Origin of the sequence: Bacteroides celer, assembly GCF_002632415.2 — a bacterium.
Classification (GTDB): Bacteria; Bacteroidota; Bacteroidia; order Bacteroidales; family Bacteroidaceae; genus Bacteroides.
Window position 1 is genome coordinate 5,600,961 of record NZ_CP178209.1, and the last position, 22,071, is coordinate 5,623,031.

Annotated in this window: 17 protein-coding genes; 3 read left to right on the forward strand and 14 right to left on the reverse strand. The window is 44.0% G+C overall.

What is annotated here, in order from left to right:
• Positions 1–85 precede the first annotated feature (85 nt).
• Positions 86–2,290, reverse strand: a complete 2,205-nt coding sequence (locus tag CJF29_RS22350) for a sodium-translocating pyrophosphatase (protein WP_074558258.1) — start codon at positions 2,288–2,290, stop codon at positions 86–88.
• Positions 2,291–2,613: 323 nt separating this feature from the next.
• On the opposite strand from CJF29_RS22350, the gene CJF29_RS22355 reads away from it, so the two are divergent.
• The gene (locus tag CJF29_RS22355; protein ID WP_099146870.1) at positions 2,614–4,803 is read left to right on the forward strand and encodes an alpha-galactosidase; all 2,190 of its coding nucleotides are present in this window, start codon (positions 2,614–2,616) and stop codon (positions 4,801–4,803) included.
• A 375-nt stretch (positions 4,804–5,178) separates the two neighbouring features.
• Here CJF29_RS22355 and CJF29_RS22360 read toward each other — a convergent pair whose 3' ends face one another.
• The 8 genes from CJF29_RS22360 to rimP all read right to left on the reverse strand — a co-directional run bounded on the left by CJF29_RS22360 (position 5,179) and on the right by rimP (position 15,791).
• Positions 5,179–6,390 (reverse strand): aminotransferase class V-fold PLP-dependent enzyme, encoded by a 1,212-nt coding sequence (locus CJF29_RS22360; protein ID WP_099146879.1) that lies wholly within the window; start codon positions 6,388–6,390, stop codon positions 5,179–5,181.
• Positions 6,391–6,409: 19 nt separating this feature from the next.
• The gene (gene sufD / locus CJF29_RS22365) at positions 6,410–7,753 is read right to left on the reverse strand and encodes a Fe-S cluster assembly protein SufD (protein ID WP_004298250.1); all 1,344 of its coding nucleotides are present in this window, start codon (positions 7,751–7,753) and stop codon (positions 6,410–6,412) included.
• 97 nt (positions 7,754–7,850) lie between these two features.
• Complete coding sequence (gene sufC, locus CJF29_RS22370) at positions 7,851–8,603, reverse strand: Fe-S cluster assembly ATPase SufC (RefSeq protein ID WP_004298251.1); 753 nt, start codon at positions 8,601–8,603, stop codon at positions 7,851–7,853.
• 115 nt (positions 8,604–8,718) lie between these two features.
• Positions 8,719–10,197 carry a Fe-S cluster assembly protein SufB gene (sufB, locus tag CJF29_RS22375; RefSeq protein WP_004307399.1) on the reverse strand — a complete coding sequence of 493 codons (1,479 nt, stop codon included), beginning with the start codon at positions 10,195–10,197 and terminating at the stop codon, positions 8,719–8,721.
• Position 10,198: 1 nt separating this feature from the next.
• Positions 10,199–10,732, reverse strand: coding sequence for a CvpA family protein (locus CJF29_RS22380; protein ID WP_008776068.1), 534 nt, complete (start codon positions 10,730–10,732; stop codon positions 10,199–10,201).
• Positions 10,733–10,835: 103 nt separating this feature from the next.
• Entirely contained in the window at positions 10,836–13,934 is a 3,099-nt protein-coding gene (gene infB, locus CJF29_RS22385; RefSeq protein WP_099146871.1) for a translation initiation factor IF-2, read from the reverse strand.
• A gap of 91 nt (positions 13,935–14,025) precedes the next feature.
• Positions 14,026–15,321 carry a transcription termination factor NusA gene (nusA, locus tag CJF29_RS22390; protein ID WP_004298255.1) on the reverse strand — a complete coding sequence of 432 codons (1,296 nt, stop codon included), beginning with the start codon at positions 15,319–15,321 and terminating at the stop codon, positions 14,026–14,028.
• Positions 15,322–15,323: 2 nt separating this feature from the next.
• On the reverse strand, positions 15,324–15,791 hold the full coding sequence (gene rimP / locus CJF29_RS22395; protein WP_004298256.1) for a ribosome assembly cofactor RimP: 468 nt from the start codon (positions 15,789–15,791) through the stop codon (positions 15,324–15,326).
• 172 nt (positions 15,792–15,963) lie between these two features.
• Here rimP and CJF29_RS22400 point away from each other — a divergent pair, with 172 nt between their 5' ends.
• Positions 15,964–16,359: a hypothetical protein gene (locus CJF29_RS22400; RefSeq protein ID WP_004298257.1), complete on the forward strand. Its 396-nt coding sequence runs from the start codon at positions 15,964–15,966 to the stop codon at positions 16,357–16,359.
• Positions 16,360–16,483: 124 nt separating this feature from the next.
• Here the strand turns inward: CJF29_RS22400 and CJF29_RS22405 are convergent, their stop codons facing one another.
• On the reverse strand, positions 16,484–17,182 hold the full coding sequence (locus CJF29_RS22405; protein ID WP_004298258.1) for a SprT family zinc-dependent metalloprotease: 699 nt from the start codon (positions 17,180–17,182) through the stop codon (positions 16,484–16,486).
• Between the two features lie 129 nt (positions 17,183–17,311).
• Between CJF29_RS22405 and CJF29_RS22410 the strand changes: the two genes are divergently transcribed.
• Positions 17,312–18,094: a head GIN domain-containing protein gene (locus tag CJF29_RS22410; protein ID WP_004298259.1), complete on the forward strand. Its 783-nt coding sequence runs from the start codon at positions 17,312–17,314 to the stop codon at positions 18,092–18,094.
• 182 nt (positions 18,095–18,276) lie between these two features.
• Here CJF29_RS22410 and CJF29_RS22415 read toward each other — a convergent pair whose 3' ends face one another.
• The 4 genes from CJF29_RS22415 to speA form a co-directional block, all read right to left on the reverse strand.
• Entirely contained in the window at positions 18,277–18,756 is a 480-nt protein-coding gene (locus tag CJF29_RS22415) for a hypothetical protein (RefSeq protein WP_074558254.1), read from the reverse strand.
• Entirely contained in the window at positions 18,746–19,255 is a 510-nt protein-coding gene (locus tag CJF29_RS22420; protein ID WP_004309451.1) for an RNA polymerase sigma factor, read from the reverse strand. The genes CJF29_RS22415 and CJF29_RS22420 overlap by 11 nt, the downstream gene beginning before the upstream one ends.
• A gap of 61 nt (positions 19,256–19,316) precedes the next feature.
• Positions 19,317–20,090 (reverse strand): acetylglutamate kinase, encoded by a 774-nt coding sequence (argB, locus tag CJF29_RS22425; protein WP_032852239.1) that lies wholly within the window; start codon positions 20,088–20,090, stop codon positions 19,317–19,319.
• 56 nt (positions 20,091–20,146) lie between these two features.
• The gene (gene speA, locus CJF29_RS22430) at positions 20,147–22,039 is read right to left on the reverse strand and encodes a biosynthetic arginine decarboxylase (RefSeq protein WP_074558252.1); all 1,893 of its coding nucleotides are present in this window, start codon (positions 22,037–22,039) and stop codon (positions 20,147–20,149) included.
• Between the last annotated feature and the right edge of the window lie 32 nt (positions 22,040–22,071).

The following is a 22,071-nucleotide window of genomic DNA, read 5'->3' on the forward strand; positions in this document are numbered from 1 at the left end:
TTGCTTCTATTTTGACACAAAGGTAATTCAAATAAGAAAAAGGAGACTTGTTTTGTCTCCTTTTTCTTATTTCTCTTCTGCTTTTTTAGAATAAACTCCAAGCAACAGTAAGTCCTGCCATCACAATGGCGACCATACTCATAAGCTTTATCAAAATATTCAAGCTCGGACCGGAGGTATCTTTAAACGGATCACCTACTGTATCTCCTACTACGGTTGCTTTATGCACTTCACCGCCTTTTCCACCAAAGTTACCTTCTTCCACATATTTCTTTGCGTTATCCCATGCACCTCCGGCGTTAGCCATAAAGATAGCCAATACGAAACCACTGCTCAAGCCACCAATCAGCAGACCGAGTACGCCGGGAACACCAAAGATAAATCCTGTAAGAATCGGAGCAACAATAGCAATCAAGGAAGGAATAACCATCTCACGCTGCGCACCCTTTGTCGATATTTCAACACAACGTTCGTAATCCGGCTCGGCTTCTCCAGTCAGAATACCCTTTATGTCACGGAACTGGCGGCGCACTTCGTCAACCATGTGTCCTGCCGCACGCCCTACTGCATTCATTGTCAAACCACAAAACAGGAAAGCCATCATTGAACCGAGGAACATGCCCGAAAGTACTTTCGGATTCATCAAGTGTACTTCGTAATAATCCATGAAGTCGATAAAAGTGGCATTTGCTACGCTGATAGAACTTCCATCTGCAAAAGTCAGGTCCACATTACCAAGACGTGTCAGACCGATTCGGATTTCTTCAATATAAGAAGCCAGCAAAGCCAAACCTGTCAGTGCAGCGGAACCTATAGCAAAACCTTTTCCCGTGGCGGCAGTTGTGTTACCCAATGAATCGAGCGCATCAGTACGTTTGCGAACTTCAGCACCCAGGCCGGACATTTCCGCATTACCTCCCGCATTATCCGCAATCGGACCGTAAGCATCCGTTGCCAATGTGATACCTAAGGTAGAAAGCATACCAACAGCTGCAATACCGATGCCATACAGTCCCATACCGACATTGGCAAAATCACCTGCGGAAGCTAACAAATAGGAAGCTATGATACCGACAACCACTGCGATCACAGGAATAGCCGTTGAAAGCATACCCAAACCAATACCGGAAATAATAACGGTAGCAGGTCCAGTCTTACCGCTTTCACTTAGTTTTTGGGTAGGGCGATAGGATTGGGAAGTGTAATATTCCGTAGAACGTCCGATGACAATACCTACCAACAATCCGACTACTACGGCACAAGAAATCAAAATCCAGTTATCAAGCTGCAAGAACCACAGGATTAAGAATGTAGCTGCAACAATAAGCACGGAGCTAAGGTTCGTACCGAAAGCCAACGAACCGAGCAAATCTTTCATAGTTGCATTCTCTTTAGTACGGACAGCAAATATACCTATAATAGAAAGGATAATACCAACAGCTGCAATCAACATCGGAGCAATAACCGCCTTGAATTGCATCACTGTATCTGCCGAATGGATAAAAGCAGCAGCACCCAGTGCAGCTGTTGCCAGAATCGAGCCACAGTAAGATTCATATAAGTCGGCTCCCATACCGGCTACGTCACCGACATTGTCACCGACATTATCGGCAATGGTGGCAGGATTACGAGGGTCATCTTCCGGAATTCCGGCTTCTACTTTACCTACCAAGTCGGCTCCAACATCGGCTGCCTTCGTATAGATACCACCACCTACACGGGCAAAGAGTGCTTGCGTAGAAGCACCCATACCGAAAGTCAGCATGGTAGTAGTAATTACACAGAGTTTATGAGTAGGTGTCAGCGCATCAGCAGGAATCACTGCATTCAACAACAGATACCAGAAAGATATATCGAGCAATCCCAGACCAACTACAACTAATCCCATCACCGCGCCGCTTCGGAAAGCAATCCTCAACCCTGCATTCAGAGAAGTGCGGGCAGCATTAGCGGTACGAGCCGATGCATAAGTCGCCGTCTTCATCCCTAGAAATCCGGAAAGTCCGGAGAAAAATCCGCCTGTAAGAAAAGCAATGGGAACCCATGCATTCTGTACATGAAAGCCATAGGCCATAATTGAAAACAGAATAACCAACCCCAAGAATACCCAGCCTACTATTTTGTATTGCTGTTTCAGATAAGACATAGCTCCTTTGCGCACAGCAGCAGCTATCTTTATCATTTGGGGTGTACCTTCGCTCTCTTTCATCATTTGCTTATGAAAGTAACAAGCAAAGCAGAGGGCTAACACGGAAGCGACTGGAACCAGCCAGAAAAGAATGTTGTCCATAGGATCAATTTTTAAAGGGTTTACGAAGGCTAAAAGTATGGAAATCAAACGAAATAAGCAAGTAAAAAAAGAAAGAATTTATAAAGCTGAATCATTCTATCTTTTATACATCTCTTTAAACAAATGAACATGCTGTGGTTATTTACTTTATCCCTTATTTCTGCACTGGTTATGAACATTTCTATTTCACCACAGAGGACACCGAGTATACAGAGGAAAGAAATAATCTGTGGTGAAATGATTCATTTCTATGCCATTATAATTATCTTTGCGGCATTCTATGCCCACAAACTAACTAATACCTAATTAATTATTAAAAAACCATGAAGAAACTTTTCGTATTACTTATGGCATTGTTTACCCTGGCGCAAGTGGACGCCCAAGAAAAGAACGTTATCCGCATCGCAACGGACAACACTGACTTAATTCTCCAAGTAGCTCCTAACGGACGACTCTATCAGGCTTATCTGGGCGATAAGTTACTGAACGAGAAAGACATCAACAACTTTTCTCCTTACGTAAAAGGAGGAAGTGACGGTAGCGTATCCACCCGCGGATGGGAAGTATATCCGGGCTCCGGCGCCGAAGATTATTTTGAACCGGCTGTAGCCATCACGCACAATGACGGGAACCCGAGTACGATTCTCCGCTATATATCATCCGAGCAGAAGGCAGTGGCGGGCGGAACGGAAACGATCATTCAACTAAAAGACGATCAATACCCGGTGGAAGTCACACTGCATTACATCGCTTATCCGAAAGAAAACGTCATCAAGACGTGGAGTGAAATCAAACATGCTGAAAAGAAGCCTGTGACCTTATGGCGTTATGCTTCCACCATGCTTTATTTCTCCGGAAACGAATATTACCTGACAGAATTCAGCAGCGATTGGGCAAAAGAAGCACAAATGAGCACACAACCTCTGTTGTTCGGTAAAAAGGTGATCGACACCAAACTGGGAAGCCGTGCTGCCATGCACACCCACCCGTTCTTTGAGCTTGGTTTTGAACAACCGGCACAGGAAGGGCAGGGACGTGCCATGCTAGGTACTATCGGATGGACAGGAAACTTCCAGTTCACTTTCGAAGTGGACAACGTAGGTAACCTCCGTGTAATCCCCGCCATCAATCCTTATGCATCTGATTATGAACTGAAGCCGAATGAAGTGTTTACAACTCCTGAATTCATCTTTACTTTCAGCAACAACGGTACGGGCGAAGCCAGCCGCAACCTTCACGCATGGGCACGCAACTATCAGCTGAAAGACGGACAAGGCGACCGTATGACTTTATTAAACAACTGGGAAAATACTTACTTCAAATTCAATGAGGAACTGCTTGCCGAATTGATGAAAGAAGCTAAACATCTTGGTGTAGATATGTTCTTGTTGGATGACGGCTGGTTTGGCAACAAGCACCCACGCAACAGTGACAATGCCGGACTGGGTGACTGGGAAGTGATGAGATCCAAACTGCCGGGCGGTATTCCTGCCCTTGTACAGTCTGCCAAAAAAGCCGGAGTGAAATTTGGTATCTGGATTGAGCCCGAAATGGTCAACCCTAAAAGTGAGTTGTTCGAAAAGCATCCCGACTGGGCTATCCAGCTGCCTAACCGCGAAACATACTATTACCGTAACCAGCTGGTACTCGATCTTAGCAATCCGAAAGTACAGGACTTTGTATATGGCGTAGTGGATAAGATCCTGACAGAGAATCCGGAAGTGGCTTTCTTTAAATGGGACTGTAACTCTCCAATTACGAATGTTTATTCTCCATATTTAAAAAATAAACAGGGACAACTTTATATCGACCATGTACGTGGTATATACAATGTATTGAAACGTGTCAAAGACAAATATCCGAACGTGCCAATGATGCTCTGCTCCGGCGGTGGCGCCCGTTGCGACTACGAAGCTCTGAAATATTACACAGAATTCTGGTGCAGCGACAACACAGACCCGATAGAACGTCTGTTTATCCAGTGGGGATTCTCACAAATCTTCCCGGCAAAGGCCATGTGTGCACACGTAACCAGCTGGAACAAGAAGACAAGCGTGAAGTTCCGTACGGATGTGGCAAGTATGTGCAAACTGGGCTTTGACCTCGGACTGAAGGAACTGAATGCAGATGAACAGACTTATTGCCAGAATGCGGTTGCCAACTGGACGCGTCTGAAAAAAGTGATTCTGGACGGCGATCAATACAGACTGGTTTCTCCCTACGATGGCAACCACATGTCCCTCATGTATACCTCACCGGATAAGAACAAAGCTGTACTTTATACCTATGATATCCACCCACGTTTCGGTGAGAAACTGCTCCCGGTAAAACTTCAGGGACTGGATGTGAAGAAAATGTATAAGGTGAAAGAAATCAACCTGATGCCGAATTCCAAATCGAATCTGGCTGCCAATGAGAATACTTATTCAGGAGATTATCTGATGAAAGTGGGGATCAATGCTTTCACGACAAATCAGGCTTTCAGCCGCGTAATTGAGCTGACTGCCGAATAAAAAGAAATGAAGTAATCAATAAAAAAGGGGATTCGCTGTTATGAGCGTTTCCCCTTTCTTTTTACACACAATAATATTCAATTCATCTTCAATCGTAACAGCTGTTTCAATGGTTACAACTATTCCATTAGACGGGGAAGTCCCCTAAAAAAGTTGCAGCTACACCGTATTTTTTACGATATAGCTGCGATTAATGTTAAAGAGAGAGAATTTATATAATATAAGCATGGTCTCACGACCCTCCTGATATTCAATGAACATTTTGTTTCTTTACTTATTAGACGCACGAAAGTCCCAATCACTGCACTTGACTGCATCTTTTTTTAGTTAAAGAATAAAAAAGCCGCTACTCCGCAGGAATAGCAGCTCATATCTTTAAAACATCTTGCTGACACGTTCAATCCCTGCCACCAATGTGTCTATTTCCGATTTGGTATTGTACATGGCAAACGAAGCACGTACAGTTCCCTCTATGCCAAGACGTTGCATGAGAGGTTGTGCACAATGATGCCCCGTTCTCACGGCAATACCTAAACGATCCAGCAACGTGCCAAGATCGAAATGATGGATATCTCCCACCAGAAAGGAAATGACCGCTCCCCGTTCGGCTGCTTCACCGAATATACGCATATGGGGGATTTCTTTCAAGCGTTGCAAAGCGTAAGTTGTCAGTTCATGCTCATGGGCGGCTATCTGTTCAATGCCATGTCCGTTCACATAATCAAGGGCTTTTGCCAGTCCGGTAGTTCCAATATAGTCGGGCGTACCGGCTTCAAACTTGAAAGGAAGTTCATTAAAAGTGGTCTTCTCGAAAGAGACATGCTGAATCATCTCTCCTCCTCCCTGATAAGGTGGAAGGCGATCTAACCATTCTTCTTTTCCATAAAGCACTCCGACACCTGTCGGACCATATATCTTATGGGCGGAGAATACCAGAAAATCGGCATCCAACTCCTGTACATCTACTTTCATGTGAGGAATAGACTGTGCAGCATCTATCAGGCAAGGTACACCATGCGCATGAGCTGTTGCGATCATCTCCTTCACCGGATTCACTGTACCCAGTACGTTCGATACATGAACCACACTGACTATTTTCGTACGTTCGGAAAATAGTTTTTCATATTCATCCAGCAGAAGTTCACCTTTGTCGTTCATCGGAATCACTTTAATGGCAATTCCTTTGCGGGCAGCCAACAGTTGCCAGGGAACGATGTTACTATGATGTTCCATCACGGAAACAATCACTTCATCCCCTTCTTCCATAAACTCGTCGCCAAAGCTGGAAACAAGCAGGTTGATACTTTCTGTTGTTCCGCGTGTGAAGACAACTTCATTCGTGCTACGGGCATTGATGAACTGACGTACCGTTTCACGGGAAGCTTCATGCAGTTCCGTAGCTTGCTGGGAAAGATAATGTACGCCGCGATGCACATTGGCATTGACGGAATAATATTCATCCACCAACGCATCAACCACCAAACGGGGTTTCTGTGTCGTCGCACCGTTGTCGAAATAAACCAAAGGTTTACCGTAAACCGTACGGCTCAATATCGGAAAATCTTCACGTATCTTTTGAATATCCACGTTCATTATTTTTTAGTGGTTACTTACAAATAGCACAACCCTGACATCTATTCAACTCGCCACGGAAACGTTTCTCTACCAATAGATGCAAACGATCTTTCAGCGCTTCCAGACGGATGGTATCGATCACTTCGTTGACAAATGCGAACATCAGCAGCAGACGGGCTTCTTTCTCTGCAATACCACGCGAACGCATGTAGAATAATGCACCTTCATCCAACTGGCCTACTGTTGCTCCATGCGAACATTTCACATCATCCGCATAAATCTCCAATTGAGGTTGTGTATACATTCTTGCATCACGCGTAGCACACAGATTCCGGTTAGTCTGTTGGGAATTCGTATGTTGTGCATCGGGACGCACGAGTACCAATCCGGCAAACGCACCTACCGACTGGTCGTCGAGCACATACTTGAACAGCTCATTGCTGGTACAGTTCGGTACGGCATGGTCAATACTTGTATGATTGTCTACGTGCTGGTTCTTGTCGGCAATCGCCATACCACAAAGATTTATTTCGGCTCCTTCTCCTGCCAACAACACTTCGGTCGTGTTGCGGGTAGTACCATTATGCAAAGTCATTCCGTTGAGCAATACATTGCTGTTGGCCTCTTGCTTTACATACAGGTTACTGATACGAACTGTGCTTGTATGTGTTTCTTCCAGTTCATACATATCGAATACCGCATTCTCACCTGCAAACACTTCAATGACTTGTGTCGCCAGGAAGTTCACATTATCCATTGCATGGTCACAAATCAGCAAACGGGCTTGCGCGCCATCCTCCAGAATAATCAGTACGCGACGGTTCACCATAAAGTTAACATCTGCACGCAGGATATTTACCAACTGGATTGTTTTTTCCACCACCACGTTCTTCGGCACATAGAAGACAACGCCATCTTGTGCAAAAGCGGTATTGAAAGCAGTCACACCATCCTTGGAGGTATCTGCCAGTTGACCGTAATACTTCTTCACCAACTCCGGATGTTGCTCGGCCACTTCTTTCAGGCTGCCGAAAATCACACCTTCCGGCAGATTTCCTGTGGGAAGTGCTCTATTATAAAATGTGTCATTTACCACAAAATACAAGGAGGTACTCATATTCGGCACATCACACTTAAACACCTCATACGGATTGACCGGAATAGCCAAACGATTCAAGTTCAAACCGAAATCCGGTTCAAAGTACTTGCTCACATCCGTATATTTGTACTTCTCCATCTTACGGGTCGGAAATCCGAGTCGCTCAAAATCGGCAAATGCTGATGCACGAGGCGCATTCAGCACTTCGGCACTATGCTTGCAGATCATCGCTTCCGTCTGTGAGAAAAGTTCTATATATTGTTGTTCAACCATCATAGCTTATATTTTTTTATTTACAGGCACGGATTACACGGATTTCACAGTTTAAAATACATGAGCAAAACCGCGTTATCCGTGTAATCCGTGCCTAAAATTATTCTCCTACTTCTTTCTTGATCCAATCATATCCTTTTTCTTCCAATTCCAGAGCAAGTTCCGGTCCGGCAGTTTTTACGATACGACCTTTATAAAGGACATGCACAATATCAGGCTTGATATAATCGAGCAAACGTTGGTAGTGGGTAATAACGATTGTACTTGTTTCAGGAGTTTTCAGCTTGTTCACCCCTTCCGCAACAATACGGAGTGCATCAATATCCAAACCGGAATCTGTCTCATCGAGGATGCTCAAACGCGGTTCCAGCATAGCCATCTGGAAAATCTCGTTCCGTTTCTTCTCACCACCGGAAAAGCCTTCATTCACCGAACGATTAGCCAGTTTATTATCCAACTCCACCACCGCACGTTTCTCACGCATCAGCTTCAGGAACTCACTGGCGGTCAGTGCAGGCAGACCTTTATATTTGCGTTGCTCATTCACAGCAGCACGCATAAAGTTCACCATGCTCACACCCGGAATTTCTACGGGATACTGGAAACTAAGGAAGATTCCTTCATGGCTACGATCTTCGGGGCTCAACTCCAATAGATCCTTTCCATAAAAAGTGACCGAACCTTTTGTTACCTCAAAAGCCGGATTACCCACCAATACGGAGGAAAGCGTACTTTTACCGGAACCATTCGGTCCCATAATAGCGTGCACCTCACCGGGATTCACCGTCAGGTTAATACCTTTCAATATCTCTTTGCCATTAATACTGGCATGCAGGTCTTTTATTTCTAACATGATTATATTTACTATTTTTTCATTTACTATTTACTATTAAAAACCTATACTACCGACAATTTACCTCCAATAAGCACACAGCCAAATAGTAAATCGTAAATTGTCAAATAGTAAATCACCCCACGCTTCCTTCCAATGAGATGGTAAGCAGCTTCTGTGCTTCTACCGCAAACTCCATCGGAAGTTTATTCAACACTTCCTTTGCATATCCGTTCACAATAAGTCCGATAGCATCTTCTGTCGGAATACCGCGCTGGTTGCAATAGAATATCTGGTCTTCACTGATCTTGCTCGTCGTAGCTTCATGCTCTACCACTGCCGTCTCATTGTGAATATCCATATACGGGAAGGTATGTGCACCACACTTATCTCCCAGCAACAGAGAGTCACACTGGCTATAATTACGGGCATTATCCGCTTTCTCGGCCACGCGTACCAACCCACGATAGGAGTTCTCACTATGTCCGGCAGAAATACCTTTACTTACAATCGTACTACGGGTGTTCTTACCCAGATGAATCATCTTCGTTCCGGTATCTGCCTGCTGATAGTTATTCGTTACAGCTACGGAATAGAATTCAGCAGTCGAGTTATCGCCCGTCAGGATACAGGAAGGATATTTCCAGGTGATTGCCGAACCGGTTTCCACTTGTGTCCAGGATAATTTACTGTCCACTCCTTTACAGTTACCGCGTTTGGTCACAAAGTTGTATACACCGCCCTTGCCTTCCGCATCTCCCGGATACCAGTTCTGAACGGTACTGTATTTTACCTCTGCACGGTCGTGCACAATGATCTCAACGATAGCGGCATGCAACTGATTTTCATCCCGCATCGGAGCCGTACATCCTTCCAGATAAGAAACATACGAATCATCATCCGCTACAATCAGCGTACGCTCAAACTGTCCCGTATTACGGGCATTGATACGGAAATAAGTGGAAAGCTCCATCGGGCAACGCACTCCTTTCGGAATATACACGAAAGAGCCGTCAGAGAACACTGCGGAATTCAACGCTGCAAAGAAATTGTCCCGATAACCTACTACCGAGCCCATATATTTCTTCACCAGATCCGGATGCTCCCGCACGGCTTCACTGAACGAACAGAATATAATTCCTTTCTCCATCAGCGTTTCCTTGAAGGTAGTCTTTACGGAAACAGAATCCATAACGGCATCCACTGCCATTCCACTAAGAGCCATTTGCTCTTCCAAAGGAATTCCCAGTTTATTAAACGTCTTTATCAGTTCAGGATCGACTTCCTCCATGCTCTTCGGTCCTTCTTTCTTCTTTGTCGGATCGGCATAATAAGAAATTGCCTGATAATCAATTTCAGGGATACGGAGATGTGCCCAGGTAGGCATTTCCAGCGTCAGCCAATGGCGATACGCTTTCAGTCGAAACTCCAGCAACCACTCCGGTTCGTCCTTTTTCGATGAAATCAGACGAATGACATCTTCATTAAGTCCACGCTCAATGATGTCCGTATGCACCTCTGTGGTGAAACCGTATTTATATTTCTCCTCCGCAAATTTCCGGACAAACTCATTATCAGTCTTCTTTTCAAGTTCGTCTTTCTGATTGGGTTTCATTTTATTGGGTTCTTGTTGCATCTTTATCTTTATTCTCTAATATATATTGTTGCGTCATATTCTTCGCAGCAGGGAAAAAGATCCCCGCAAACGTTTCCATCGGATAATATAACAAAGATTCTTCCTTTTTTGTTGCACTAATTAACTTATTATCGCTGTCCACAAACTCTATCGCACCAATCACTACACTCGTTAACAACAGAAACTTAAGTGCTCCCAGCCCACTTCCTAACCAGCGGTTCAGCCAGTTCAGCGAAATAGCCTGCATTGCTTTTGTCAATAGCGAGGCAATTAATACAAAGATCAATGGTACGGCAATCCAGATCATGATAAAAGCCAACACTTGCGCAACTGTCATTGAATCCGTCACCGTCGGGCAAAGCTTTTCCGCCAAAGAGGCATACAAAGCTTTCGCTGCCAACAGACCGACTATCAATCCCAAAATAGAAGCCAACTGACGAATGAAGCCTTTTACAAAACCTACAATCGCTCCGGCGCCTATTACAATAAGGATAATTATATCAATCGTTGCCACATTCTTCTATTCTATGATATAATTCAGGCACGGATTTCACGGATTTATTAAAGAACCGTGAAATCCGCGTAATCCGTGCCTGATATTGATTCAGCACTGCCTATTACAGTGTCTGTTTCACTTCTATTTCTTCGAATGTCTCGATCATATCGCCTACCTTCATGTCGTTGCAGTTCACCAGACTGATACCACACTCGAAGTTTGTACCTACTTCCTTCACATCGTCCTTGAAACGTTTCAATGCGTTGATGTTTCCGGTAAAGATTACGATACCATCGCGGATCAAACGAGCCTTGTCGCTGCGTTTCACCTTTCCGGTCTTCACCATTGCTCCGGCTACAAGACCGACTTTCGTAATATTGAATACTTCGCGGATTTCGATGGTTGCAGTAATCTGTTCCTTTACTTCCGGAGCCAACATACCTTCCATAGCAGCCTTTACCTCTTCGATTGCATCGTAGATGACAGAATACTTACGGATGTCAACGCCCTCTTGGTCGGCCATCTTACCGGCAGCACCCGAAGGACGTACCTGGAATCCGACAATAATCGCATCCGAAGCAGCAGCCAGAGAAACATCAGATTCAGAAATTGCTCCCACACCCTTATGGATAACATTTACCTGAATTTGTTCCGTAGACAACTTAATCAACGAATCGCTCAACGCTTCCACAGAACCATCCACGTCACCCTTAACGATGATGTTCAATTCCTGGAAGTTACCCAAAGCAATACGACGACCCAACTCATCCAATGTAAGGATCTTCTGCGTACGCAAACCTTGTTCACGAGCCAGCTGCTCACGTTTATTAGTGATTTCACGAGCTTCCTGATCGCTTTCGACTACATGGAATGTATCACCTGCAGCAGGAGCACCATTCAATCCCAGGATCAATGCCGGTTCGGAAGGTCCTGCTTCCTTGACGCGTTGGTTACGTTCGTTGAACATAGCCTTCACACGTCCATAGCTGGTTCCCGCCAATACGATGTCTCCCACTTTCAGAGTACCGTTAGATACCAATACAGTAGCTACATATCCACGTCCCTTATCCAGTGAAGATTCGATGATGGACCCCGTAGCATTACGGTTCGGATTTGCCTTCAGGTCGAGCATTTCTGCTTCGAGCAATACTTTTTCCAGCAAGTCTTCCACACCCATACCTTTCTTGGCAGAGATATCTTGTGACTGATATTTACCACCCCATTCTTCAACAAGGTAATTCATCGCAGCCAGTTCTTCTTTAATCTTATCCGGATTTGCAGTCGGTTTATCGACCTTATTGATTGCAAATACAATAGGTACACCGGCAGCCATCGCGTGATTGATCGCTTCTTTCGTTTGTGGCATCACGTTATCATCGGCAGCCACAATAATGATAGCAATATCCGTTACTTTGGCACCACGAGCACGCATAGCGGTAAACGCTTCGTGACCCGGAGTATCGAGGAATGTAATACGACGACCGTCTTCCAGTTGCACGTTATAAGCACCGATATGCTGGGTAATACCTCCAGCCTCACCGGCAATTACATTCGCCTTACGGATATAGTCGAGCAAAGAAGTCTTACCGTGGTCAACGTGTCCCATCACCGTTACAATCGGAGCACGCGGTTGCAAATCTTCCGGAGCATCTTCTTCTTCAACAATAGCTTGTGCCACTTCCGCACTTACATATTCAGTCTTGAATCCGAATTCTTCAGCCACCAGATTGATGGTTTCCGCATCCAAACGCTGGTTGATGGAAACCATGATACCAATACTCATACAAGTAGCGATAACCTGATTAACCGAAACATCCATCATCGTTGCCAATTCGTTAGCCGTAACGAACTCGGTCAACTTCAATACCTTGCTGTCTGCCATTTCCTGATCTTCCAGTTCCTGCATACGGTTGGAAGCCATTTCACGTTTCTCTTTACGGTATTTGGACGTTTTATTCTTACCTTTGGTTGTCAGACGTGCAAGGGTTTCTTTTACCTGTTTTGCTACGTCTTCCTCGCTCACTTCCTGTTTGATAACCGGCTTCTTGAAGCGATCTTTATTGTTGTTATTTCTTCTGTTGTTATTTCCCTGTCCGTTGGCCTGACCGCCCTGACCGTTACCATTGCCGCCTTTACCCTGTACATTAGGTCTTGGAGCAGCAAAGTTGGAAGTTGCAACATTGTTAACGTCCACCTTCTCTTTATTGATACGGTTACGTTTCTTCTTGTTAGCAGCCGCTTCCGCACTGTCCTTAGGTCCGCTCTTCGCCAATTTAGAATCATCCTTACGGATTTCCTTGATGATAGCTTCCTTCATCAACTTCTTCTGATCCTGACGGATTTTTTCCTTTTCTTCACGTTCGCGACGTTTCTCTTCCTTCGATTTCTTCTTGGGACGAGTAGACTGATTCAATGCAGCCAAGTCGATCTGACCGATCACATTAATCTTTGCGCCTAATTCCGGTTGACGGATTTTGAAAACACCATCATCCTCCGGAGCCTTTTCCGCTACCGGGGTTACTTCAGCCTGTGCAGTTTCCACCTTTTCTTCTTCTTTATGTTCTTCCGCCTTCACAGGTGCAGCTACTACTACCTTCGGCTCTTCTTTTTTCACTTCTTCTACTACTTTTTCAACTTCTACCGGCTTCGTCTCCACTACAGGTTCCGGCACTACTACGGGTTCAACCACCACTGGAGTAGGCTCTACTACAGAAACAGGAGGTGTCACCACCTCTTCCTTCTTCACCTCGGGTTCTCTCTTCTCGGGCTCCTTTTTCACTTCGGGTTTAACGACAGGCCGTTCCACAACCGGTTCTTCCTGTTTCTGTTCCGGTTCTTTCTCTACCTTTTCAGGTTTACGACCGTTCAATTTATCCAAATCTATTTTTCCGACAGGTTTAAACTTCGGACGTGCATCCTCAGGTACGACTGTCTTAATCACATCTTCCGACTTCGGTTTTTCGGGCTGCTTTTCGAAGCCCTCAATCGATACCGATGCCTTATTACGTTCCTTATTCTGACGTTCCTGTATGAAACGCTCCGATTCAAGTCTAAGGTTCTTATCTGTACTAAACTCCTTTACGAGTATAGCATATTGCTCCTCGCTAATTTTAGTATTAGGATTAGCCTCAACGGTATGCCCTTTCTTTTGCAGGAACTCAACTACCGTCGCGATTCCTACGTTCAAATCTCTTGTAACTTTGTTTAACCTTATCGTCATATTTTAAAATTAATGAATAAATGGAGCTTGTTTAATTGAAAATTGAGAATTAAGAAATAAAAGTCTGCTGCATTATATTGTATCGCAACTTTTAATCTTTAATTTCATCTTTATTTTCAATTGAAGGATCTTCTTCTTCAAACTCCGATTTCAAAATGCGTATTACCTCGTCCACTGTCTCTTCTTCCAAGTCCGTCTTTTCAATCAACATCTCACGAGGAGCATTCAACACAGCCTTCGCTGTATCGATGCCGATAGCTTTGATAGCGTCGATCACCCATCCGTCGATTTCGTCTCTAAACTCGTCGAGATAGATATCTTCGTCAGCTACATTCTCATCCAACTCACGGAACACGTCGATAGTGTACTCAGTTAACATACTGGCCAGTTTGATATTCAAACCGCCTTTACCGATAGCCAGCGAAACTTCTTCCGGTTTGAGGAATACCTCTGCTTTCTTCTCTTCCTCGTTCAGACGAATAGAAGAAATCTTAGCCGGGCTTAAAGCGCGCTGTATAAACAATGAGATGTTCGATGTATAATTGATTACGTCGATGTTCTCATTGCGAAGTTCACGAACAATGCCATGAATACGACTTCCCTTTACACCTACACAGGCTCCTACAGGGTCGATTCTGTCATCGTAAGATTCCACCGCGATCTTGGCACGTTCGCCGGGGATACGGGCAATCTTCTTGATGGTAATCAAACCATCATTAATTTCGGGTACTTCCATCTCGAACAGGCGTTGCAGGAAAACGGGAGAAGTACGTGACAAGATAATCTTAGGATTATTATTCTTGTTATCCACGCGGGCAACTACTGCACGAGCCGTTTCACCTTTACGATAAAAGTCGCTCGGGATTTGTTCGGTCTTAGGTAACAGCAATTCGTTTCCTTCATCGTCTAAAAGCAACATCTCTTTTTTCCAGATCTGATATACTTCTGCATTGATGATAGTACCTACCTTATCTATATATTTATTATAAATACTGTCTTTTTCGAGTTCCAGAATCTTGGAAGCCAGTGTCTGGCGAAGATTCAGGATCGCACGACGTCCGAACTTGGCAAAGATAACCTCGTCAGTCACCTCTTCACCTTCTTCGTAAGAAGCATCAATTTTCTGTGCTTCGCTCAACGAAATCTGCATATTCGGGTTAGTCAAATCTTCATCGGCCACAACTTCACGGTTACGCCATATCTCGAAGTCACCCTTGTCCGGGTTCACGATTACGTCGTAATTTTCATCGGTGCCAAACATTTTCGCGATTACGCTACGGAACGACTCTTCGAGTACGCTAACCATCGTCGTTCTATCGATATTCTTCAGTTCCTTAAATTCCGAAAATGTATCAATCAAGCTGATTGTTTCTTCTTTTTTGGCCATAACTATTTAAAGCTAATTAAGTATTTAGTATATTTTATTTGCTCATAAGTGAAGGTTTCGTCCTCTTCTACCAATTTCGGGCGCTTTGATCCTTCGGTTTTTACTTTCTTTTGTACGCCTACCGTAAACTTCTCTTCATCGGCATCTTTCAGTATACCGGCCAGCTTCCGTCCGTCTCCGGTCAGCACTTCCACCTCTTGTCCGATGTGGATATAATACTGTTGCAGAACTTTAAAGGGTTGTCCGATCCCAGCCGACCCTACTTCCAGTTCATAATCTTCCTCTTCGCGGTTCAGTTTCGACTCTATGAAGCGGCTAAGCTCCACGCAATCTTCAATCCAAACACCTTCTGCATGGTCTATTTCAACCACAATCTTGTCATCCGGGCTCACGGTTACCTCTACTAAAAAGTAGTCTTTTCCTTCCAGCCACTCTTCTACAATCTGACAAACAGTTTTCTTTTCTATCATTTATTAGCTATATAAGAACAAAAAAAGGAGCTTAATTGCCCCTCCACCTTTCATCCGTTTTCGGTTGCAAAGATATAAATAATCTGTTCGACTACAAAACATTAAAGAAAAAAAGTATGAATTAACAGTGCTATATTCGTATCTTTACGCCGTAATTCAAAAAATAACGACTATGGCACATCGTCTCAACACAAATAAACAGTTTATGGTAGGTAACGGAATTCTTGCTTTTGCCGTCATTTTTGTCGTGGTTATTTTTGTCTATATGAGCATGCGGCTACAACGGGAAAAGCAGGAAGAACGTCATTTCATCGAAAGCTATACGATCAGTCTGGTAAAAGGTTTTGCCGGAGATTCTATCTCTTTATTTGTCAACGACAGTCTGATCTCCAACAAAACCATGTCGGAAGAACCTTACACTGTAGAAATAGGACGTTTTGCCGAACAGAGCGCCTTGTTGATTGTAGATAATAACACAGAATTAGTGTCTACGTTTGATCTTAGTGAAAAAGGAGGAACTTATCAGTTCGAAAAAGAATCAGACGGGATTAAACAATTAGCCAAGTAATAAAGGTATTAACTAAGTCTGTGCCACCATATTGGCACAACCATGCCATCGCATTGTCACGACTGTGCCAGCGTGTTGACACAAGTGTGCCAACACGATAGCACTATCCTGGCAATAAAGTATTCTAAATCTCCGTACGATACTTTCTCAATTCCCCCCGCAAAGCCAATGCTTTTCCTTCTGTAAATTGATTGAGCAATACCCAAAATCGTTCGCTATGATTCATCTCGCGAGTATGACATAATTCGTGCAGCAACACGTAGTCTATCAAATGAGAAGGTAACAGAACCAGGTAATAGGACAAATTAATATCCTTTCGAGCCGAGCAACTGCCCCATCTGCCCTGACTGGAGTTTATTTTCACACTCGAATAAGGAAGTCCGCATTGCTTGGACAAGGAAGCCAAACGTGAAGGAAGGATACTTTTCGCATTCCGCCTCAACGATTCTTCAATCACCTTATGCAACCAGCTTTGCAGTTTCTCGTCCGTAAAATCCGCATGAGGCGGACAAACAATTTCCATAACCCCCAACCGGGAATTAGCCAGAAACTGATCCTTTTCACCGGACACCAAGGACAACTTAAAGTGTTCCGCATCAATTTTATAGTCCAAATCAATCAATGGCCGGGCTAATTTTTGACGGGAGGCCAGAAGTTTACCACGCAGATTCTCGATTGCCTGCTTCACTTCTTTCAATGTAGTGCCGGGAGGAACTGAAACATAAACAGCATCACTCTTTGTACGAAACACAAGACTCCTCGCACGTGAATTGACACGCACTATCAGACGTCCTAATTCGTCATCTTCTACGATCTTATCCATTATAATCCTCCTATCAACAGCCACAAAAGTAATAAAAAAGAAGATTCCAATGAAAAACTTCGCGGAAGATGCAACTTTATATCAGTTTCTTCCGTCTAACTGTCATATCAATCATAGAAAAACATAATTATGAAAACAAGTTTATTGCTCGTATTAGTCACCGGATTGTCTCTAGTACTTACTGCCGGCTCTTGCTTGCAGGGAAAACACGTAGTAGGCAGCAAAAACTACATCTCCCAAGAAGTAAAAGCCGATCATTTCAATGAAATCAAACTATTGGGAAGTGCCAATATCAGTTATCACCAAGACACACGCAGTCACGTGGAGATACATGGTTCCGACAACATTATACCACTTGTAGAAACGTATGTAGACGGTAATACATTAATGATAAAATTCAAGAAGAATGTCAGTATATGGAAAGGAAAACTGGAAATAAAAGTTTTTGCTCCGGAACTGAATAAGCTGTCAATCAACGGATCGGGAAATATAAAATTAATCAATGGAATACAAACCTCTAAAGATATCGAGTTCCATATAAATGGTTCGGGGAACATTCAGGGAGAAGGGCTTAATTGCCGAAGAATGGCTGTTTCAATTAACGGATCGGGAGATGTTAGACTGCAACAAATAGAGAGCCAGGAATGTCAGGCAGGAATTTCAGGTTCGGGTAATATTAATCTTAAAGGTAAAGCCATTCAAGCAAAATATGCTATTGCCGGATCGGGAAACATTCAGGCCGCAGATTTAGAAGCAGAGAATACGGATGCAAGTATCAGTGGATCCGGAAACATCAGTTGTTATGCAAGTCAAAAACTGGTTGCCCGCGTGAAAGGAAGTGGCGATATTGCTTATAAAGGCAATCCACAAGAAGTGGATGCTCCACGGAAAAACATACGGCAGATCAAATAAAGACAATTTGAACAAATACAGTCTAAAAGCATAAAAGGGCTACTGCATCACGCGGTAGCCCATTTATTTAGTTAGTTTCATTATAAAAATTTGAGAGAATTGAAAACTTCACAGTTTCGCCTTCGTTGTTGTTTTAATTAAGCACACTAACTATATTATATGTTTAAAGCAAATGAAAATGTCTATTCGTTTATAACTTGCACCTTATGGTTGATCTTCGCCAGGCTATCAGCCAGAACCTGTTCCGCTTTCACATCATTTGAGATAGCGACCGATGGTGCTGTTACTTGTTTACCAATGGTATCCGTTGCCAATACACTTCCGTCATCTCCGGAGAAAGAATGTTGTGCCACATTCCCCAAAGAAAGGATGATTGCAATCACGGCAGCGGCTTTGAATAGAGGAATAAAACGACCGATCAGTGTCAAGCGTTTCGCTTTTACGACCGTAGGCTCCACCTCTGCCAGAATACGTGTATCAAAGTCTTCGCCCAGTCCTACTTCCTGCTGAACCTGTTGATAAACAAACAGGTTTTTATAGCGAAGCAAATGAGCCGGAACTTCCTCCTTTGCGAAGAAGTCGCGCAATGTTGCTTCCTCCTCAACGGAAGTTTCGCATTGCCAGTATCGCTCCAGAAGCTGTTCTATATCCTTATAATCCATATTCGTCAATTTTTAAATACCTTTGTTTTACTTTTTGTCTGGCTCTGAAGAGGTTCACTTTCACTTGTTCCTCTGTCAGATTCAGCAACCCTGCAATTTTCTTATAGCTTTCACCTTCAATGTCCCTCAGTTGCATGATAAGCCGCTGTTTTTCGGGAAGTTCGTTTACCAGTCTATTAATAATGTTCATTCTTTCATCATGAATCATCTGGTCATACGGACTGTTTGCATCAGGTTCTTCCTCCATTTCGGGGGTGAGTTCCACGTTTTGAGCTTCTTTCTTTTGACTTCGATCTATCGCCAGATTCTTTGCCACTGTCAGGCAATAGGCTTCGACCGATTCAAATTGAGACCACTCATCACGCTTATTCCACACTCTTATCATGGTGTCCTGAACGACATCCTCGGCTTCGGCCCTATCCAGGGTGATTCTGAGAGCCAATCGAAAGAGTTTATCCTTCAACGGCAAAATATCGTTTCGGAAGCTGATTTCTTGCATCTCTATAATAATGACGGGCTAGGATATGAAAAGTTACAGTCGCCCACTACTTTTTTTTGAATTATTTTTTTATTCTTGTTCCACCAGAGTTATTAATCGCTGATGCTAAGGTGATTACCACTTCAGATACTCCTGCATTTATTGCTTCAAAAGAATTCTCCAACTTGGGAATCATACCTCCCTGAATAACGCCATCAGCTACATATTGTTCAAATTCGGCACGGGTGATTTGGGGAATCACACTGTCGTCATCATTCTCGTCACGCAACACGCCTTTCTTCTCAAAACAATATACCAATGTCACATCAAACAGGGCCGACAACGCTTTCGCCGTTTCTCCGGCAATGGTATCTGCATTCGTGTTCAGCATATTGCCGTGTCCGTCATGCGTCAATGGAGCCATTACCGGAACCACTCCCTTATGTATCAAATCGGATAACAAAGTAGCGTCCACCTTTTCCACATCACCCACAAAACCGTAGTCTACCTCTTTCACCGGACGTTTCACCGAACGGATCACGTTCATATCCGCCCCGGTCAATCCGAGTGCATTGACTCCGCGTGCTTGCAGACCTGCCACAATATTTTTATTCACTAATCCGCCGTATACCATCGTTACGACCTTCAAAGTTTCGGCATCGGTAATCCGACGACCATTTACCATTTTGCTTTCAATACCCAGTTGCGCGGCAATCTTTGTAGCCGAACGACCACCACCGTGAACCAATACTTTATGTCCGGCGATAGCGGCAAAGTCATTTAACAACTGACGAAGGGTGGCTTCCTCTTCTACGATTTTGCCACCCACCTTAATAACTGTTAGTTTTTCTCTCATTTCTTGATTTCTAATAAGTTCACCGAATGGAGAATCCGGCTCCGGCACCTTGCCGGTTATTCCAAATAAGTATATCCGTAAAGCCCTGAACGATAGTTGGAAAGGAATTCTTTTCCTTCTTCCAAAGAGATCTTTCCTTCTTTCACCGACTTCGTCACCCAGGTTTCGAGTGTACGTACCAGCTTCTTCGGATTGTACTGTACATAGTCCAACACCTCCGCTACCGTTTCTCCATCAATAATCTGTTCGATATTATATCCTTTCTCGTTCACCGAAACATGCACGGCATTCGTATCACCGAACAAATTGTGCATATCTCCCAGAATCTCCTGATAAGCACCGACCAGGAACACAGCTACATAGTAGGGCTCCGTTTTTTTCAGTGTATGTACGGGCAGATAATGGGAAACGTTACGGGTAGAAATAAAATTAGCAATTTTACCGTCCGAATCACAGGTAATATCCTGCAAAGTAGCCGAACGTTCCGGTTTCTCATCCAGTCGCTGGATAGGCATGATCGGGAATATCTGGTCGATCGCCCAAGAGTCGGGAAGCGACTGAAAGAGCGAGAAGTTACAGAAATATTTATCGGCAAGCAATTTAGACAGTCCGCGGAATTCATCGGGCGCGTGCTTCAAACCACCGGCAATCTGATTAATCTCACGCGTAATAGACCAATACAGACGCTCAATTTGTGCACGGGTTTTCAGATCTACGATTCCATGACTGAACAAGTCCAGCGCTTCCTCCCTGATCTGCTGCGCATCATGCCATGCTTCCAACATCTTGTTCTGATTCAGTGTATCCCAGATACCATACAGTTCCTGCACCAGTTCATGAGCATCCGGAGCAATCTCTTCCTCGTCATCCCATTCGGGCAAGGTAGCAGTTTCAAGTACCTCAAAGATAAGAACGGAATGATGTGCCGTCAGTGCACGTCCACTCTCCGTTATGATATTCGGGTGTGGGATGCCATTTTTATCGCTCACGTCCACCAGAGTAGAAATAGAGTCGTTTACATATTCCTGAATGGAATAATTCACGCTACCTTCACTATTAGACGAACGGGTTCCGTCATAATCCACTCCCAGTCCACCACCAATATCGACAAATTCGACGTTGAATCCCATCGAATGCAGCTGCACATAGAATTGTGAAGCCTCACGCAAAGCCGTTTTGATACGACGTATCTTTGTCACTTGACTGCCGATATGGAAATGAATCAGTTTCAGACAATCCTTCAACCCTTTGCTATCCAGAAAGTCGAGCGCTTCGAGAAGTTCACTGGAAGTCAAACCGAATTTGCTGGCATCCCCTCCCGACTCTTCCCACTTTCCGCTCCCGGAAGAAGCGAGTTTGATACGTATGCCGATGTTAGGCTGCACATTCAGCTGTTTTGCCATCTTTGCAATCAGCTTCAGTTCGTTCATCTTCTCTACAACGAGGAAAATACGTTTACCCATTTTCTGGGCAAGCAAAGCCAGTTCAATATAGCTTTCGTCTTTATATCCGTTACATACAATTAATGAGTCAGAATCCGTATTGACAGCAATCACCGCATGGAGTTCCGGTTTGGAACCGGCTTCCAGTCCGAGATTGAACTTCTTTCCATGGCTGATAATCTCTTCCACCACGGGGCGCATCTGGTTGACTTTAATCGGATAGATAATAAAGTTCTCGGCTTTATAACCATACTCCTCGGCTGCCTGTTTAAAGCAGGACGACATCTTCTCAATACGGTTGTCCAAAATATCCGGAAAACGCACCAGCATGGGAGCTGCCACATCACGCAATTGTAACTCATCGACCAGTTCTTTCAAATCGACAGACACCCCGTCTCTACGAGGTGTAACAACAACATGACCCTTGTCATTAATACCAAAGTACGAGGTGCCCCAACCTGTGATGTTGTAGAGTTCCTCAGAATCTTCAATACGCCACTTTCTCATTTTCTGTTATTCAGTGTTTTTAGTAAATAATT

Bases quoted from the DNA above. Each gene is read 5' to 3' on its own strand.
- CJF29_RS22405 (WP_004298258.1), bottom strand. From the start codon at position 17,182: ATGGATAAGATCGTAGAAGATGACGAATTAGGACGTCTGATAGTGCGT.
- CJF29_RS22415 (WP_074558254.1), bottom strand. From the start codon at position 18,756: ATGGATTATAAGGATATAGAACAGCTTCTGGAGCGATACTGGCAATGC.
- CJF29_RS22400 (WP_004298257.1), top strand. From the start codon at position 15,964: ATGGCACATCGTCTCAACACAAATAAACAGTTTATGGTAGGTAACGGA.
- CJF29_RS22410 (WP_004298259.1), top strand. From the start codon at position 17,312: ATGAAAACAAGTTTATTGCTCGTATTAGTCACCGGATTGTCTCTAGTA.
- sufD (WP_004298250.1), bottom strand. From the start codon at position 7,753: ATGATGGTTGAACAACAATATATAGAACTTTTCTCACAGACGGAAGCG.
- speA (WP_074558252.1), bottom strand. From the start codon at position 22,039: ATGAGAAAGTGGCGTATTGAAGATTCTGAGGAACTCTACAACATCACA.
- CJF29_RS22420 (WP_004309451.1), bottom strand. From the start codon at position 19,255: ATGCAAGAAATCAGCTTCCGAAACGATATTTTGCCGTTGAAGGATAAA.
- sufC (WP_004298251.1), bottom strand. From the start codon at position 8,603: ATGTTAGAAATAAAAGACCTGCATGCCAGTATTAATGGCAAAGAGATA.
- rimP (WP_004298256.1), bottom strand. From the start codon at position 15,791: ATGATAGAAAAGAAAACTGTTTGTCAGATTGTAGAAGAGTGGCTGGAA.
- CJF29_RS22350 (WP_074558258.1), bottom strand. From the start codon at position 2,290: ATGGACAACATTCTTTTCTGGCTGGTTCCAGTCGCTTCCGTGTTAGCC.
- sufB (WP_004307399.1), bottom strand. From the start codon at position 10,197: ATGAAACCCAATCAGAAAGACGAACTTGAAAAGAAGACTGATAATGAG.
- argB (WP_032852239.1), bottom strand. From the start codon at position 20,090: ATGAGAGAAAAACTAACAGTTATTAAGGTGGGTGGCAAAATCGTAGAA.
- nusA (WP_004298255.1), bottom strand. From the start codon at position 15,321: ATGGCCAAAAAAGAAGAAACAATCAGCTTGATTGATACATTTTCGGAA.
- CJF29_RS22355 (WP_099146870.1), top strand. From the start codon at position 2,614: ATGAAGAAACTTTTCGTATTACTTATGGCATTGTTTACCCTGGCGCAA.
- infB (WP_099146871.1), bottom strand. From the start codon at position 13,934: ATGACGATAAGGTTAAACAAAGTTACAAGAGATTTGAACGTAGGAATC.